Origin of the sequence: Pseudomonas sp. St386 (assembly GCF_018325865.1) — a bacterium.
Classification (GTDB): Bacteria; Pseudomonadota; Gammaproteobacteria; order Pseudomonadales; family Pseudomonadaceae; genus Aquipseudomonas; species Aquipseudomonas brassicacearum.
In genome coordinates this window covers 6,347,855-6,362,340 of record NZ_AP021900.1, presented here as the reverse complement: position 1 = coordinate 6,362,340, position 14,486 = coordinate 6,347,855, and the positions used below count along the sequence as shown (strand labels likewise).

At 60.1% G+C, this 14,486-nt stretch carries 13 protein-coding genes; 7 read left to right on the top strand and 6 right to left on the bottom strand.

From position 1 onward, the window contains the following. Positions 1-12: 12 nt before the first annotated feature. Both KI235_RS28220 and KI235_RS28215 read right to left on the bottom strand, forming a co-directional pair. On the bottom strand, positions 13-1,008 hold the full coding sequence (locus KI235_RS28220) for a metalloregulator ArsR/SmtB family transcription factor (protein ID WP_003206398.1): 996 nt from the start codon (positions 1,006-1,008) through the stop codon (positions 13-15). Positions 1,009-1,019: 11 nt separating this feature from the next. Beyond that, positions 1,020-1,241 (bottom strand): hypothetical protein, encoded by a 222-nt coding sequence (locus tag KI235_RS28215; RefSeq protein WP_013694442.1) that lies wholly within the window; start codon positions 1,239-1,241, stop codon positions 1,020-1,022. A gap of 40 nt (positions 1,242-1,281) precedes the next feature. Here KI235_RS28215 and tkt point away from each other — a divergent pair, with 40 nt between their 5' ends. The 6 genes from tkt to fba all read left to right on the top strand — a co-directional run bounded on the left by tkt (position 1,282) and on the right by fba (position 7,673). Beyond that, positions 1,282-3,279 (top strand): transketolase, encoded by a 1,998-nt coding sequence (gene tkt, locus KI235_RS28210; RefSeq protein ID WP_013694441.1) that lies wholly within the window; start codon positions 1,282-1,284, stop codon positions 3,277-3,279. Positions 3,280-3,450: 171 nt separating this feature from the next. Then, a complete protein-coding gene (gene epd / locus KI235_RS28205; RefSeq protein WP_013694439.1) occupies positions 3,451-4,506 on the top strand; it encodes an erythrose-4-phosphate dehydrogenase in 1,056 nt (351 codons plus the stop codon). A 24-nt stretch (positions 4,507-4,530) separates the two neighbouring features. Further along, entirely contained in the window at positions 4,531-5,694 is a 1,164-nt protein-coding gene (locus KI235_RS28200) for a phosphoglycerate kinase (protein ID WP_003206391.1), read from the top strand. A gap of 31 nt (positions 5,695-5,725) precedes the next feature. Beyond that, positions 5,726-5,950, top strand: a complete 225-nt coding sequence (locus tag KI235_RS28195; protein ID WP_003206389.1) for a hypothetical protein — start codon at positions 5,726-5,728, stop codon at positions 5,948-5,950. Between the two features lie 56 nt (positions 5,951-6,006). After that, complete coding sequence (locus KI235_RS28190) at positions 6,007-6,339, top strand: MliC family protein (protein ID WP_003206388.1); 333 nt, start codon at positions 6,007-6,009, stop codon at positions 6,337-6,339. Between the two features lie 269 nt (positions 6,340-6,608). Then, positions 6,609-7,673, top strand: coding sequence for a class II fructose-bisphosphate aldolase (gene fba, locus KI235_RS28185; protein WP_003177554.1), 1,065 nt, complete (start codon positions 6,609-6,611; stop codon positions 7,671-7,673). Between the two features lie 965 nt (positions 7,674-8,638). On the opposite strand, the gene KI235_RS28180 is transcribed toward fba, so the two are convergent. The 4 genes from KI235_RS28180 to KI235_RS28165 form a co-directional block, all read right to left on the bottom strand. After that, a complete protein-coding gene (locus KI235_RS28180) occupies positions 8,639-8,923 on the bottom strand; it encodes a hypothetical protein (RefSeq protein ID WP_013694435.1) in 285 nt (94 codons plus the stop codon). 460 nt (positions 8,924-9,383) lie between these two features. Further along, positions 9,384-10,052 carry a polysaccharide lyase family 7 protein gene (locus tag KI235_RS28175; protein WP_003206385.1) on the bottom strand — a complete coding sequence of 223 codons (669 nt, stop codon included), beginning with the start codon at positions 10,050-10,052 and terminating at the stop codon, positions 9,384-9,386. A 329-nt stretch (positions 10,053-10,381) separates the two neighbouring features. After that, entirely contained in the window at positions 10,382-11,053 is a 672-nt protein-coding gene (locus tag KI235_RS28170) for a polysaccharide lyase family 7 protein (RefSeq protein ID WP_013694433.1), read from the bottom strand. A gap of 282 nt (positions 11,054-11,335) precedes the next feature. Next, complete coding sequence (locus KI235_RS28165) at positions 11,336-12,001, bottom strand: polysaccharide lyase family 7 protein (protein WP_003206381.1); 666 nt, start codon at positions 11,999-12,001, stop codon at positions 11,336-11,338. A 324-nt stretch (positions 12,002-12,325) separates the two neighbouring features. Between KI235_RS28165 and KI235_RS28160 the strand changes: the two genes are divergently transcribed. Continuing rightward, on the top strand, positions 12,326-14,449 hold the full coding sequence (locus KI235_RS28160) for an EAL domain-containing protein (RefSeq protein ID WP_039013134.1): 2,124 nt from the start codon (positions 12,326-12,328) through the stop codon (positions 14,447-14,449). Positions 14,450-14,486: the final 37 nt, after the last annotated feature.

Below are 14,486 nucleotides of genomic sequence, written 5' to 3'. Positions count from 1 at the left end.
TTTTCCTACAAGTTACCGTTGGTGAGTGTCGCCAGTCGGCCGCTGAAAGTGGCGAACCTGGATCTGGAAACCATTACGTAAGCCTACATAGAGGCTTTCCCCGGGCACGAGACCCGCAGCGGTGGCCCAGCGGGCCAGGTCGTCCTGTTCAAATCCGAGCCAGAGATCGCCGCAGGCCTCCCTGGCCCAGCTCTGGTTGTGGCTGCATAACTCCGTCACCAGCAGGCTGCCGCCCGGTTGCAGCATGCCGGCCATGTGTCTGAGTGCATCGGCCGGCGCGGCGAAATGATGCAGCACCATGTTCAAGACAACGCAGTCGGCCTGCAGGCTCATGCCATCCAGAGCATCGGCCAGTTGCAGGCTGACGTTAGCCAGGGCCTCGCGTTCACACACCTGGCGCGCCAGTTCGAGCATGGCCGGGCTGTTGTCCAGCGCCGTCACCTGGCTGAAACGCCGCGCCAGCTCCGGCAGGAAAGCACCATCACCGGGGCCGACTTCAATCGCCGTGGCCGTGGCTTCGAAGCTTAGTTTGTCGAGCAGCGCCACGACGCTTTCGCGGTATTGCGGCAGCCCGGCGATCAGGTCTTGCTGGGCGCGAAATTTCTCGGCGACCCGTGCGAAAAAATCCTGGCTGGCGGCGGCCCGTTGCCCGTGTACCTGGGCGATGCGAGCCTGTACGTCCGTCGGAAGGTTCAGCGCGTCCACTTCGTCCAGCAGCGCCGTGTGCAGCTTGCCGCCCAACAGGTCGGTGTGGGGCAGGGCGCGGCGATAGAAAATGGCGTTGCCTTCGCGGCGGGTCGCCACCAGGTCAGCCTGGGCCAGGACCTTGAGGTGGTGGCTCATGCCGGACTGGCCGATGCCGAAGATCTGCGCCAGCTCCAGCACGCCGAACGAGTCGTTGGCCAGGGCGCGCAATACATTGAGCCGCAACGGATCGCCGCCGGCCTTGCAAAGGGCCGCCAGCTCATCGCAGTCGTCATGGCGAATGGAAGGCGCAGGTAAGTTCATAGTGCGGCAGTCTAGTGAGGGGTTTCGATCATCGCAAGTTCAATATCAAAAAGTTTTGATATTGCTGGATAAATGGCACTTCCCAACCTGTGCTTGACTCTACAAGCCATCAGCGGAAAGGTTTCACCTGGCGAATGCGACTTTATCCACCGGAAAAACGCCCAAGGATGACTATCTGTCATTGCCCCGGGGTGGGTGGGTGAGGGAAAATGCTCGCCTTTTTTCAGTTCCATTTTTATTCATTCTCGATTCAATACCCGCAGGAGAACAGCGATGCCCAGCCGTCGTGAGCGTGCCAATGCCATTCGTGCCCTCAGCATGGATGCCGTGCAGAAAGCCAACAGCGGCCATCCCGGTGCCCCCATGGGTATGGCGGATATCGCCGAGGTGCTTTGGCGCGACTACCTCAAGCACAGCCCGAGCAACCCAGCTTTCGCCGACCGTGACCGTTTCGTACTGTCCAACGGTCACGGCTCGATGTTGATCTACTCGCTGCTGCACCTGACCGGCTACGACCTGTCGATCGATGACCTGAAAAACTTCCGCCAACTGCACAGCCGCACCCCGGGCCACCCGGAATACGGCTACACCCCAGGCGTGGAAACCACCACCGGTCCATTGGGCCAAGGCCTGGCCAACGCCGTGGGTTTTGCCCTGGCGGAAAAAGTCCTGGCAGCGCAATTCAACCGCCCAGGTCATAACGTCGTCGACCACCACACCTACGTATTCCTGGGTGATGGCTGCATGATGGAAGGCATTTCCCATGAAGTCGCCTCCCTGGCCGGCACCCTGGGCCTGGACAAGCTGATCGCTTTCTATGACGACAACGGCATCTCCATCGATGGCGAAGTCGAAGGCTGGTTCACCGACGACACCCCCAAGCGCTTCGAAGCCTACAACTGGCTGGTGATCCGCAATGTCGACGGCCACGATCCGGAAGAGATCAAGACCGCCATCGAGACCGCCCGCAAAAGCGCCCAGCCGACCCTGATCTGCTGCAAGACCACCATCGGTTTTGGCTCGCCGAACAAGCAAGGCAAGGAAGACTGCCACGGCGCGCCGCTGGGTGCCGAGGAAATCGCCCTGACCCGCGCCGCGTTGAAGTGGAACCATGGCCCGTTCGAAATCCCGGCCGACATTTATGCCGAGTGGGATGCCAAGGAAAAAGGCCGCGCGCTCGAAGCCGAATGGGACCAGCGTTTCGCCGCGTATTCCGCCGAATTCCCTGAACTGGCAAACGAGCTGGTGCGTCGCCTCAGCGGCGAGCTGCCGGCCGACTTCGCCGAAAAAGCCTCGGCGTACATCGCTGAAGTCGCCGCCAAGGGCGAAACCATCGCCAGCCGCAAGGCCAGCCAGAACACCCTGAACGCCTTCGGCCCATTGCTGCCGGAGCTGCTGGGCGGTTCGGCCGACCTGGCCGGTTCCAACCTGACCCTGTGGAAAGGCTGCAAAGGCGTCAGCGCTGAAGATGCCAGCGGCAACTACATGTACTACGGCGTTCGCGAGTTCGGCATGAGCGCGATCATGAACGGCGTGGCGCTGCACGGCGGCCTGGTGCCTTACGGCGCGACCTTCCTGATGTTCATGGAATACGCCCGCAATGCCGTGCGCATGTCGGCGCTGATGAAAAAACGCATCCTGTATGTGTTCACCCACGATTCCATCGGCCTGGGCGAAGACGGCCCGACTCACCAGCCGATCGAGCAACTGGCGAGCCTGCGTTGCACGCCGAACCTGGACACCTGGCGCCCATGCGATGCCGTGGAATCGGCAGTGGCGTGGAAGTACGCCATCGAGCGTAACGACGGCCCGTCGGCGCTGATCTTCTCCCGCCAGAACCTGCAGCACCAGAACCGCGATGCCGACCAGATCGGTGACATCACTCGCGGCGGCTACGTGCTCAAGGACTGCATCGGCGAGCCTGAACTGATCCTGATCGCCACCGGTTCCGAAGTCGGCCTGGCCGTCCAGGCCTACGACAAGCTGACCGAGCAGGGCCGCAACGTACGCGTAGTGTCCATGCCTTGCACCAGCGTGTTCGACGCCCAGGATGCTGGCTACAAGCAAGCGGTGTTGCCGCTGCAGGTCAGTGCGCGGATCGCCATCGAGGCTGCTCACGCTGATTACTGGTACAAGTACGTGGGCCTGGAAGGCCGCGTGATCGGCATGACCACCTACGGCGAATCGGCACCTGCGCCGGCGCTGTTCGAGGAATTCGGCTTCACCCTGGAAAACATCCTGGGTCAGGCTGAAGAGCTGCTGGAAGACTAAGTCCAGGCATGTATTGCCTGTTCTGACGCTATCGCGGGCAAGCCTTGCTCCCACAGGATGTGCATACCCCCACTGGGAAAGTGCCAGTCTGTGGGAGCAAGGCTTGCCCGCGATGACTGCGGAACATTCAGCGCTGTACTCCATGGATTCACTCTGGTCAGAGAACCCCCCATGCCCCAACCGCGTCCCTACAAAGTTGCACTCAACGGCTACGGCCGGATAGGTCGTTGCGTCTTGCGTGCGTTGTTCGAGCGAGGGGCCAAGGCCGGTTTCGAAATTGTGGCGATCAATGATCTGGCCGACATGGCCAGCATCGAATACCTGACACGCTTTGACTCCACCCACGGCCGGTTCCCCGGCGAAGTGCGGGTCGAGGGCGATTGTCTGCATATCAATGGCGACTGCGTGAAGGTCCTGCGCAGTGCCACCCCCGAAGGCATCGACTGGGCGTCCCTGGACGTCGATCTGGTGCTCGAATGCTCCGGCGCCTACCACACCCGCGAAGACGGCCAGCGTTTTCTCGCTGCCGGCGCGCCACGGGTGCTGTTCTCCCAGCCAATGGCCAGTGAAGTGGACGTGGACGCCACTATCGTCTATGGCGTGAACCAGGATTGCCTGACCGGCGAAGAGCTGCTGGTGTCCAACGCGTCCTGCACCACCAACTGCGGCGTGCCGCTGTTGCGCCTGCTGGACCAAGCCATTGGCCTGGAATATGTGTCGATCACCACCATTCACTCGGCGATGAACGACCAGCCGGTGATCGACGCCTACCATCATGAGGACTTGCGCCGCACCCGTTCGGCGTTCCAATCGGTGATTCCGGTGTCCACTGGTCTGGCGCGCGGCATCGAACGGCTGTTGCCGGAACTTGCGGGGCGAATTCAGGCCAAAGCCGTGCGGGTGCCGACGGTCAACGTGTCCTGTCTCGACATTACGATGCAGACCGTGAGCGATACCGACGCCACCGAGGTCAACCGGATCCTGCGCGAAGCCGCCACCAGCGGTCCGCTCAAAGGCCTTCTGGCCTACACCGAGTTGCCTCATGCCAGTTGTGATTTTAACCATGACCCACATTCGGCCATCGTCGATGCCAGCCAGACCCGTGTTTCCGGGCCGCGGCTTGTGAACATCCTGGCCTGGTTCGACAACGAATGGGGGTTTGCCAACCGAATGCTGGACGTTGCCGAGCATTACCTGCAAACCGCTTCTAAAAAACCTGCTCTCTAAACAGTTACCCAGGAATTGCGACCCATGACCGTGTTGAAGATGTCCGACCTCGATCTGCAAGGTAAGCGCGTACTGATCCGCGAAGACCTCAACGTCCCCGTCAAGGACGGTGTTGTCACCAGCGACGCGCGTATCCTGGCTTCGCTGCCGACCATCAAGCTGGCCCTGGAAAAAGGTGCGGCCGTGATGGTCTGCTCCCACCTGGGCCGTCCGACCGAAGGCGAGTTCTCGGCGGAAAACAGCCTCAAGCCTGTGGCCGATTACCTGAGCCGTGCCCTGGGCCGCGAAGTGCCATTGGTCGCTGACTACCTGGGCGGCGTGGACGTGAAGGCCGGCGATGTCGTGCTGTTCGAAAACGTGCGCTTCAACAAGGGCGAGAAAAAGAACGCTGACGAACTGGCCCAGCAATACGCCGCCCTGTGCGACGTGTTCGTGATGGACGCTTTCGGCACCGCCCACCGCGCCGAGGGTTCGACCCATGGCGTGGCGAAGTTCGCCAAAGTCGCTGCCGCAGGCCCGTTGCTGGCTGCCGAGCTGGACGCACTGGGCAAGGCCCTGGGCTCCCCGGCCCAGCCGATGGCTGCCATCGTCGCCGGCTCCAAGGTCTCCACCAAGCTGGACGTGCTCAACAGTCTGAGCCAGGTCTGCAACCAGTTGATCGTCGGTGGCGGCATCGCCAACACGTTCCTCGCCGCTGCGGGTCACCCGGTCGGCAAATCCCTGTACGAACCGGATCTGCTGGATACCGCCCGGGAAATCGCCGCCAAGGTCAGCGTACCGTTGCCGGTGGACGTGGTCGTGGCCAAGGAATTCGCTGAAAGCGCCACCGCCACCGTCAAGCTGATCGATGACGTAGCCGAGGACGACATGATCCTCGACATCGGCCCGCAAACCGCAGCCAACTTCGCCGAACTGCTGAAATCTTCCAAGACCATACTGTGGAATGGCCCGGTCGGCGTGTTCGAGTTCGACCAGTTCGGCAACGGCACCAAGGTGCTGGCCCAGGCCATCGCCGACAGCGCTGCGTTCTCCATCGCCGGTGGTGGCGACACCCTGGCCGCGATCGACAAATATGGCGTGGCCGAGCAGATATCCTACATTTCTACCGGTGGCGGCGCATTCCTCGAGTTCGTCGAAGGCAAGGTGTTGCCTGCCGTGGAAGTCCTGGAAAGCCGGGCCAAGGCCTGAAGCTGCATTGACCAGGCAAAGGAGTGTTCTGATGGTCAAGACGATCCCGTTGCTGTTGGCGGCGACGATGCTGGTGGCCTGCTCAAGCGGCCCGCAGGCTCCGGCCCCGCAACCCGGCACGTCGGCGCCTGAAGACGGCTGTTATCAGGCCGACTGGCAGGCCGAGACCAACCCGGTGCTGAACAAGCGTTCCGGACCGGACGGCCTGGACAAATACGAGACGCAAACCCCGACCAAGGAACATGGTTGTCCTTGACGGGTCTGACTCTTAACTCATGGCTGGCGGCGTGTGCCGTCAGTCGAGGAACACGGATGAAAGGCTTGATCGCCGTCGTGGCGTTGGCATTGCTGGGCGGTTGTGCGCAGTTGGACTTTTTGCACACGTCCGAACCTGTTGAAGGTTGGACGACCTGGACCTGTGACAGCGAGGCCAAAGTGCTCTGGCGCTACACCGACACCGCCCACAAGGAAGTCGATGTTCGCCTGGGCGGCGCCGATAAGGTTTATCGCCTCAAGCTTGAGCCGGGTGCTGAAGGTTCACTGTACAGCGATGACATGCTGGCGTTTCACGTCAAGGGTGAGGAAGGCCTGGTGTATTGGGTCGCCACCAATGATTTGATTGGGCGTGGCTGCAAGGCCGAGTGACAAGATTGATCCACACGGATCCAGAGGCTGGAACAGAACCAATGTGGGAGCGAGCTTGCTCGCGATAGCGGTGTATCAGGCGACAGTGATGTTGCATGTGCCACCCTCATCGCGAGCAAGCTCGCTCCCACAGGGATTGCGTCAGTATCTGGGTTTAGCGATACCGAACACGCAGCTCGGGCCGACCCCCGATCCGCAATGACTTGAATAGCCGCCGCCGCTCCGGCAGGCTGGCACGATTAACGACCCTCGACCGGGAGAGAGACACAATGGCACTTATCAGCATGCGTCAGATGCTGGACCACGCAGCCGAGTTCGGCTACGGCGTTCCAGCCTTTAACGTCAACAACCTTGAGCAGATGCGCGCCATCATGGAAGCCGCTGACAAGACTGACTCTCCGGTGATCGTCCAGGCTTCGGCCGGTGCCCGCAAATACGCCGGCGCGCCGTTCCTGCGTCACCTGATCCTGGCTGCGATCGAAGAGTTTCCGCACATCCCGGTGTGCATGCACCAGGACCACGGCACCAGCCCGGACGTCTGCCAGCGCTCCATCCAGCTGGGTTTCAGCTCGGTGATGATGGACGGTTCCCTCGGCGAAGACGGCAAGACCCCGACCGACTATGAATACAACGTACGCGTCACCCAACAGACCGTCGCCATGGCCCACGCCTGCGGCGTGTCGGTGGAAGGCGAACTGGGTTGCCTGGGTTCGTTGGAAACCGGCATGGCTGGTGAAGAAGACGGTATCGGCGCCGAAGGCGTGCTGGACCACAGCCAGATGCTGACCGATCCGGAAGAAGCCGCGGACTTCGTCAAGAAGACCCAGGTCGACGCCCTGGCCATCGCCATCGGCACCAGCCACGGCGCCTACAAGTTCACCAAGCCGCCAACCGGCGACGTGCTGGCGATCGACCGCATCAAGGAAATCCACAAGCGCATCCCCAACACCCACTTGGTGATGCACGGTTCTTCCTCGGTTCCACAAGAGTGGCTGGCGATCATCAACCAGTACGGTGGCGACATCAAAGAGACCTACGGCGTGCCGGTTGAAGAAATCGTCGAAGGTATCAAGTACGGCGTGCGCAAGGTCAACATCGATACCGATCTGCGCCTGGCTTCTACTGGTGCGATGCGTCGTTTGATGGCGACCAATCCGAGCGAGTTTGATCCGCGTAAGTTCTTCGGTGCGACCGTGACTGCGATGCGTGATGTGTGTATTGCGCGTTATGAGGCGTTTGGTACTGCGGGTAATGCTTCCAAGATCAAGCCGATCTCTCTGGAGGCTATGTATCAGCGGTATCTGAAAGGTGAGTTGAACGCCAAGGTCAACTGAGGCTTTAGCGTTGTGAGAAAACCCGCAGTGATGCGGGTTTTTTTATGTTTGGGATTTGGGTGTATATCCGTTTTTTGGGTGACGGCGGCTTATGGTTCCGCCCTTACAGCGGTTCACTTTTGGAAGAGCGCTGTACGGACCGGACACATGGTTGACGGGGCGCCTGAGATCAACGTCCATCGCGAGGCGGCCTGACAGCCGACCTGGCTCTTGCGGTTGTACACCTGTCAGATCTGTGGGAGCAAAGCTTGCTCGCGAAGACAGTGGCACATCCAGCGCTGATGCAAGCTGATCGATCGCTATCGCGAGCAAGCTTTGCTCCCACAGGTCCTGCTCAAACAGATCTGATGGGTGTACGACCGGGAGAGCCAGGTCGGCTGTGAGGCCGCCTCGCGAGCAAGCTTTGCTCCCACAGGTCCTGCTCAAACAGATCTGATGGATGTACGACCGGGAGAACCAGGTCGGCTGTCAGGCCGCCTCGCGAGCAAGCTTTGCTCCCACAGGTCCTGCTCAAACAGATCTGATGGGTGTACGACTGGGAGAGCCAGGTCGGCTACTAGGCCGCCTCGGAAAGGATCTTGAACTCGGCGCCCCGTTAACCACGCTGGCCGAACGCAGGCATTGTGGAGTGGGCAACCCGGCATGGATGCCGGGTTAGCCGCGCTGGGCCATGGGTGGCCCTTCGCGGCGGGCCCACGGAGCAATGCCTTCGTTCAGGCATGCCGAGCCTGGGCGAGGCACCAAGTGGTGGGGCAGAAGCGCTTTGGTTACTTTCGACTGGGCCGGCTTCCGGGCTTTTCGAAAGTGACTCGCCGTAAGGGCGAAACCATAAGCGGCCGTTGCAAAGAAAACGGATATACACACAGATCCTGATAGCGCTGTGTCAGCCAACATCCCTATCACTGACCCAGCGCTATCGCGAGCAAGCTCGCTCCCACAGGGGATCATCTCCCACCGGGAGGGCTTTATTGGTCTTCGAGCCCACGCTGTTCAATGACGCCGAACACGTCGGTGACATCCTGAACCAGGATCCGAGCAACATTGGTGAGGGTATTGAAGTCGCTGGCGGCCGAATCGCGCAGGGTGGCGCAGGCCATGAGCGTCAGGTAATCGAGGGTCGCATGCAGGCGTTCGCTGGCGCAGGCGTGAAGCTCTGTTAGCGGGGCAGTCTTGTCAATGAACAGCACAGGTTGTGTGGTGGCGATCGGGGTCAAGGGCGTGAAGCGGTTAATCGATTGATGCGTGGTCATAGATGAAATTCCCTATAGAAAAAGAATTGCCACCTTTTTTGCTGCGAAACAAAGTGGGTGGCAGCTACGCGCGGGTTCGCAGACCGAGAATGACCAAACCCGGCAGACCCAAAGGCCTCCCACGCGCAACCGCCATAAAATGAATGTCGGCAATTTTGCCTGAGTTTTCATTTTGCGGTGCAAAGTCATTGTTCTCTGTCGGGCTGCGAAACCCTTGCCCACTGACCAAAGCCAGCAGACAAGCCGAACTATAGAGGAGATTTTCGAAGCCAAAATCGACCTGTAGGACGCCCACAACCCCCTGTGGCGAGGGAGCTTGCTCCCGCTCGGGGGCGTAGCCGCCGTAAAGTCGGCACATGCGGTGGGACTGACGGAAAGAGGGGGCTGCTTCACGCCCAACGGGGATAAATCCCCCTCGCCACAAGAGGGGGTTTCCTACGAGATTATCGGAAGTGAAATTTCAGGTGTTGTGATCGATATCCAGCACGCTGAACGTCACTTTCCCGCCTTCACTGGTGTAGCCAGTGTTGTCCTGCACGTACACCCCAGCCTTGAAGTACAACGGCTTGACCCGCCAGGTGGAGCTGATGGTGGTGTACCAACTGCGACCCGCCGCAGTAATGCCCAGGTCGCCGGTACGATCAAGGTGGATCCGGTAACTGAAGGACTGATTGAGTTTCACGCCGGAGGCGACGGTGATGACCCGGCCTTCGTCGTCATCGGGACGCATGCGCACCTTGGCGACGATGTCCCCGGTGCTGGTGGCATCCTTGTATTGGTATTCCAACTTCACCAAGGGTTTGCTGCTGTCCTTGGCATGAATCTGACCGATCACGATCTTGCCGCTACTGGGTACCTGGCTGACGACCAGCTTTGCACGCAATTGGTTGTCGGCATCGGGGTACAGCCAGTTGCGCAAGGTGCCGTCTTTGTAGGTCTCACGCAATTCGCTGCGCGGGTAGATCGCGTTTTCAGTCTTGGTGCCGGTCACCGGTGACCAGAAATACACCGTGCTGCCTTCGGAGTTGAAATATTTGTCCTGGAACCCATCCACCAGCCGAGGGGTTTCGATGGTTTTCGGCGGACTGCCTTCGGGGATGCTCAGGTTCCAGGTTGCAAGATCGACCATGTTCGGATCCTTTCTGAGAAGAAGAAATGATTTACGCCACAGCCGGAGGCTCTAAGACGCGCTTTTGCTGAGGCCAGAAGGGGGTGCAGGCGAATGTTTGGCACGTTCGTCTGGCGGAGGGTTGGCGTCAACAGTCCGTCAGAGTTGCGTTTGTCGCTTTTGTGCCCGAGACAAACGACCGTTGGTCGACTATTCCGATTTTTTTCGGAACCTTGTGCGATGGCTATTTGACTCTTTCGCCACGCGCGGACAAAAAAACACCCTGAATGGGTGCTTCGAAGGTGGGTCGATAGCAGCGTTCCATGCTGCTAATGCGGGCGGGGGAGCGCTCAAAGGGTGGCGTGTTTGATTTCCAGCAGGCTGAACGTCACTTTGCCGCCTTCGGTGGTGTAGCCGGTGTTGTCCTGAACGTAGACGCCCGCTTTGAAATACAGCGGTTTGACCTTCCAGGTAGGGTCGACAGTGGTTCTCCAGTTGTAGCCTGCCGCACTGATGCCCAGTGCGCCCTTCGGGCTGAGGTGGATCATGTAGGTAAAGCTCTGGTTGAGCTTAACGCCGGTGGCGATGGTGATGACTTGACCGGTTTCGTCGTCGGGGCGGATGCGCACCTTGGCGACGATGTTGCCGGTGGAGCTGTAGGTTTTGTACTGGTACTCCAGTTTCACCATGGGGCTGGTGCTGTCTTTGGTGTGGATCTGACCGATCACGATCTTGCCGGAGCTGGGCACCTGGTTGACGCTGACGGCGGCACGCAGGGTGTTGTCCGCCGCCGGGTACAACCAGTTGCGCAGGGTGCCGTCGCTGTAGGTTTCGCGCAGTTCGCTGCGTGGGTAGATCGCGTTTGCGGTCTTGGTGCCGGTCACCGGCGCCCAGAAGAACAGCGTGCCGGTGTCGGAGTGGAAATATTCATCCTTGAACCCTTGGGCCAGCCGAGGCGTTTCGATGGTGGTGGCGGGGCTGCCTTCGGGAATGCTCAAGTTCCAAGTGTTGAGATCGATCATGGTCGGATCCTGCGTAACGGGCGTAAAAGTGCTGAGTACCAAAGCGGGAGGCTCTACTCCGAGCATTTGGAATGTGTTGATCACGCAGGAAGGGGTCTTTTTGAGTAACCATCCGGCGGATGTTTGACGTCAATTGTCCGTCGAATATGTCAATTGCAGCATCTATGCCTGGATGGGTGACCGTTAGTCGGCAGTTTTGAGCTAGATCTGAACTATGGCGCATCGATAGTGTCGCGTTGGGCGGGCAGCATTCCGTTGCTGCCCTGGCGTCACGCAAAGCGCCTAGATGTGATCGATATCCAGCAGGCTGAACGTCACGGTTCCGCCTTCGGTGGGATAACCGGTGTTGTCCTGCACGTACACGCCCGCCTTGAAGTACAGCGGCTTGTCGCTCCAAGTGGAGCTGATGGGGGAGCTCCACTGGTAACCCGCGCCATTGATGGTCAGGACGCCTGCGGGGCTGAGATGGATCAGGTAAGAGAAGGATTGATTCAGTTTGATGCCCGTGGCGATGGTGATGACCTGGCCTGTTTCATCGTCCGGGCGCATGCGTACCTTGGCGACAATGTTGCCGGTGGAGCTGTAGGTTTTATATTGGTATTCCAGCTTCACCATGGGGCTGGTGCTGTCCTTGGCATGGATCTGACCAATCACGACCTTGCCGGTGCTGGGCACCTGGCTGACGGCCAGGGTGGCAGCCAGCTTGTTGTCCGCCGCTGGGTACAGCCAATTGCGCAAGGTGCCGTTGCTATAGGTTTCACGAAGTTCACTGCGCGGATAAATAGCATTAGTGGTCGTGGCGCCGGTCACCGGTGCCCAGAAAAAAACCGTGCCGGAATCGGAGTGGAAATACTGGTCCTGGAACCCTTGCACGAGTTGAGAGGTTTCGATGGTGGCCGGAGGGCTGCCTTCGGGGATGCTCAGGTTCCAGGTTGAGAGATCGATCATGGCGGGGATCCTATGTCACTCGATGAAAAAGCTGCACACCACAAAGCAAGGCTCTAGGCCGGTCTTTTCGGGGCGTACGGGTGAGCGACGGAAGAAACTGGCTGGCAACCCTTCGGCGGATGGCTGACGTCAATTGTCCGTCGAAGTTGTCTGTGCAGCTTTTGTGCCCGAGGAGGGTGACCGTTAGTCGGCTATTTCGGGCTTTGCCTGGATGATGGCGCGTTGACACCTACTGCTTTTCACAATCCCGGTCTAGAGTGAGGGGACAGTATTTGTCCGCTTTGCTACGTAAAAACGGACGTGGCGCCCGATAAGAGAAGCAGCATGGAATGCGCGCAACCACCGCTCGGCGAAGACAGCTCTGTCCTTTTGATTGTTGATGATTACCCTGAAAACCTGCTCAGCATGCGAGCCTTGTTGCAGCGTCAGGATTGGCAAGTCATGACCGCGTCCTCGGGGGTCGAGGCGCTTAACCTGCTGCTTGAACACGACATCGACCTGGTTCTGCTGGATGTGCAGATGCCGGACATGGACGGTTTCGAAGTGGCGCGCCTGATGCGCGGTAGCCAGCGCACGCGGCTCACGCCGATCATTTTCCTGACGGCCAACGAGCAATCCCAGGACGCGGTCATCAAGGGCTACGCCAGTGGCGCCGTGGATTACCTGTTCAAACCCTTCGATCCGCAAATCCTCAAGCCCAAGGTCCAGGCGCTGCTCGAGCACCAGCGCAATCGCCGGGCCTTGCAGCGCCTGAGCCAGGATCTCGAAGCGGCCAGGGCCTTCAATGCCTCGGTGCTGGACAACGCCGCCGAAGGCATCCTGGTGGTGGACGAGAATGGCTGTATCCGCTTCGCCAACCCCTCTACCTGCCGCTTGCTCAATGCCACCGCCGAGCAATTGCAGGGCATGCCGTTCCTGGATTTCCTGCAGAAACCGCATATCCCCGAGTGGCTCGATTCCGATATCCACAACGTCTATCGTCGGGGTGAAACCTGGCGATTGCATGACGCGGTCCTGCGCACGGCGCCCGGCCAGCAGGTGTCGGTGGCCTTGTCCTGTGCGCCGTTGCCGTCGGAGCAGAAGGCGATGGTGGTGACACTCCAGGACATGTCCGTGGTTCGCCACTTGCATCAGCAACTCGAATACCAGGCTGTCACGGACCCGCTGACCGGTTTGCTCAACCGCCGGGGGTTCTACCAGACCGCCGAAAACCTGTTGATGCGCAGCGAGCGCCTGGAAAGCAACTGGGTGTTGCTGTACCTGGACCTCGATGGCTTCAAGCGGGTCAATGACTCGCTGGGGCACGATGCCGGGGACCGGGTATTGCGCTGGGTGTCGGAACAGTTGAAGGCGTGCCTGCGTCCGTTCGATATCCTGGCGCGGCTGGGCGGGGACGAGTTCACCGCGCTGCTGGACCTGGAGTTCCCCGAGCAAGCGGCCAAGATCGCCGAGAAACTCATCGAGCGAGTCGCAATCTGCCAGCAGATCGAAGGCATGGATGTCGCACTGGGGGCCAGCATCGGCATCGCGACGTACCCGGATTGCGGCGCCAATCTCGATGGGTTGCTGCGGGCGTCCGACATCGCCATGTACGAAGCCAAGCGTGCCGGCCGCCAGCAATACCGTTTTTACGATCATGAAATGAACGGTCGAGCCCGTTCACGGCTGATGCTGGAAGAGAGCGTGCGCTCGGCCATCGAGAACCGCGATTTCAATATGGTCTACCAGCCGCAGGTAAGCATCATCGATGGGCGGATCCGCGGGTTCGAGGCGCTGTTGCGCTGGCAGCACCCCAGCGTCGGTGATGTTCCGCCGGGCCTGTTCCTGCCCTTGCTGGAAGAGGCGCGGTTGATCAGCCGGCTGGGCAGCTGGATTTATCATCGCAGCGCCGCCCAGCGCAAAGTCTGGGAACGCTTGTTCGCTGACGACCTGGTGTTGGGGGTGAGCCTGAGTAGCACCCAGTTCGGCATGCCCAACCTGGTGACCGAGTTGCGCCAGGTCTTGGAGCGCCATGCCTTGAAGCCCCGGCAACTGGAGGTGGAGGTGACCGAGGATGCGCTGATGCGCAATCCCGATGAAACCCACAAGCAACTGCGACTGCTGCGTCACCTCGGAGTGCGGGTTGCATTGGATGACTTTGGTTCGGGGCCCTGTTCGCTGACGCATCTGCGTGACCTTGAGCTCGATACCCTCAAGCTCGACCGGCACTTGATCGCCCGCGTACCGGGATCGCCCCGGGATGCCGCGTTGGCCGCCTCGGTGATCGACCTGTGTGGACAATTGGGCTTGCGGGTGATCGCCGAAGGGGTGGAAACCCGCGAGCAATATGAGTGGCTGCAGGCCCATGGCTGTGAGTACGTGCAGGGGTTCCTCGTGGCGCGGCCCTTGATGGCCGAAGACACCGATGCCTTCGCCACGCCGTTCGACTGGAGCGCGGTGCAGGCTTGAATTCGCTACACTGGCGGCCTCTTGTGATTGTGTTGCC

Bases quoted from the DNA above. Each gene is read 5' to 3' on its own strand.
- KI235_RS28215 (WP_013694442.1), bottom strand. From the start codon at position 1,241: ATGGAACTGAAAAAAGGCGAGCATTTTCCCTCACCCACCCACCCCGGG.
- fba (WP_003177554.1), top strand. From the start codon at position 6,609: ATGGCACTTATCAGCATGCGTCAGATGCTGGACCACGCAGCCGAGTTC.
- KI235_RS28160 (WP_039013134.1), top strand. From the start codon at position 12,326: ATGGAATGCGCGCAACCACCGCTCGGCGAAGACAGCTCTGTCCTTTTG.
- KI235_RS28170 (WP_013694433.1), bottom strand. From the start codon at position 11,053: ATGATCGATCTCAACACTTGGAACTTGAGCATTCCCGAAGGCAGCCCC.
- KI235_RS28200 (WP_003206391.1), top strand. From the start codon at position 4,531: ATGACCGTGTTGAAGATGTCCGACCTCGATCTGCAAGGTAAGCGCGTA.
- tkt (WP_013694441.1), top strand. From the start codon at position 1,282: ATGCCCAGCCGTCGTGAGCGTGCCAATGCCATTCGTGCCCTCAGCATG.
- KI235_RS28190 (WP_003206388.1), top strand. From the start codon at position 6,007: ATGAAAGGCTTGATCGCCGTCGTGGCGTTGGCATTGCTGGGCGGTTGT.
- KI235_RS28165 (WP_003206381.1), bottom strand. From the start codon at position 12,001: ATGATCGATCTCTCAACCTGGAACCTGAGCATCCCCGAAGGCAGCCCT.
- KI235_RS28195 (WP_003206389.1), top strand. From the start codon at position 5,726: ATGGTCAAGACGATCCCGTTGCTGTTGGCGGCGACGATGCTGGTGGCC.
- epd (WP_013694439.1), top strand. From the start codon at position 3,451: ATGCCCCAACCGCGTCCCTACAAAGTTGCACTCAACGGCTACGGCCGG.
- KI235_RS28180 (WP_013694435.1), bottom strand. From the start codon at position 8,923: ATGACCACGCATCAATCGATTAACCGCTTCACGCCCTTGACCCCGATC.
- KI235_RS28175 (WP_003206385.1), bottom strand. From the start codon at position 10,052: ATGGTCGATCTTGCAACCTGGAACCTGAGCATCCCCGAAGGCAGTCCG.
- KI235_RS28220 (WP_003206398.1), bottom strand. From the start codon at position 1,008: ATGAACTTACCTGCGCCTTCCATTCGCCATGACGACTGCGATGAGCTG.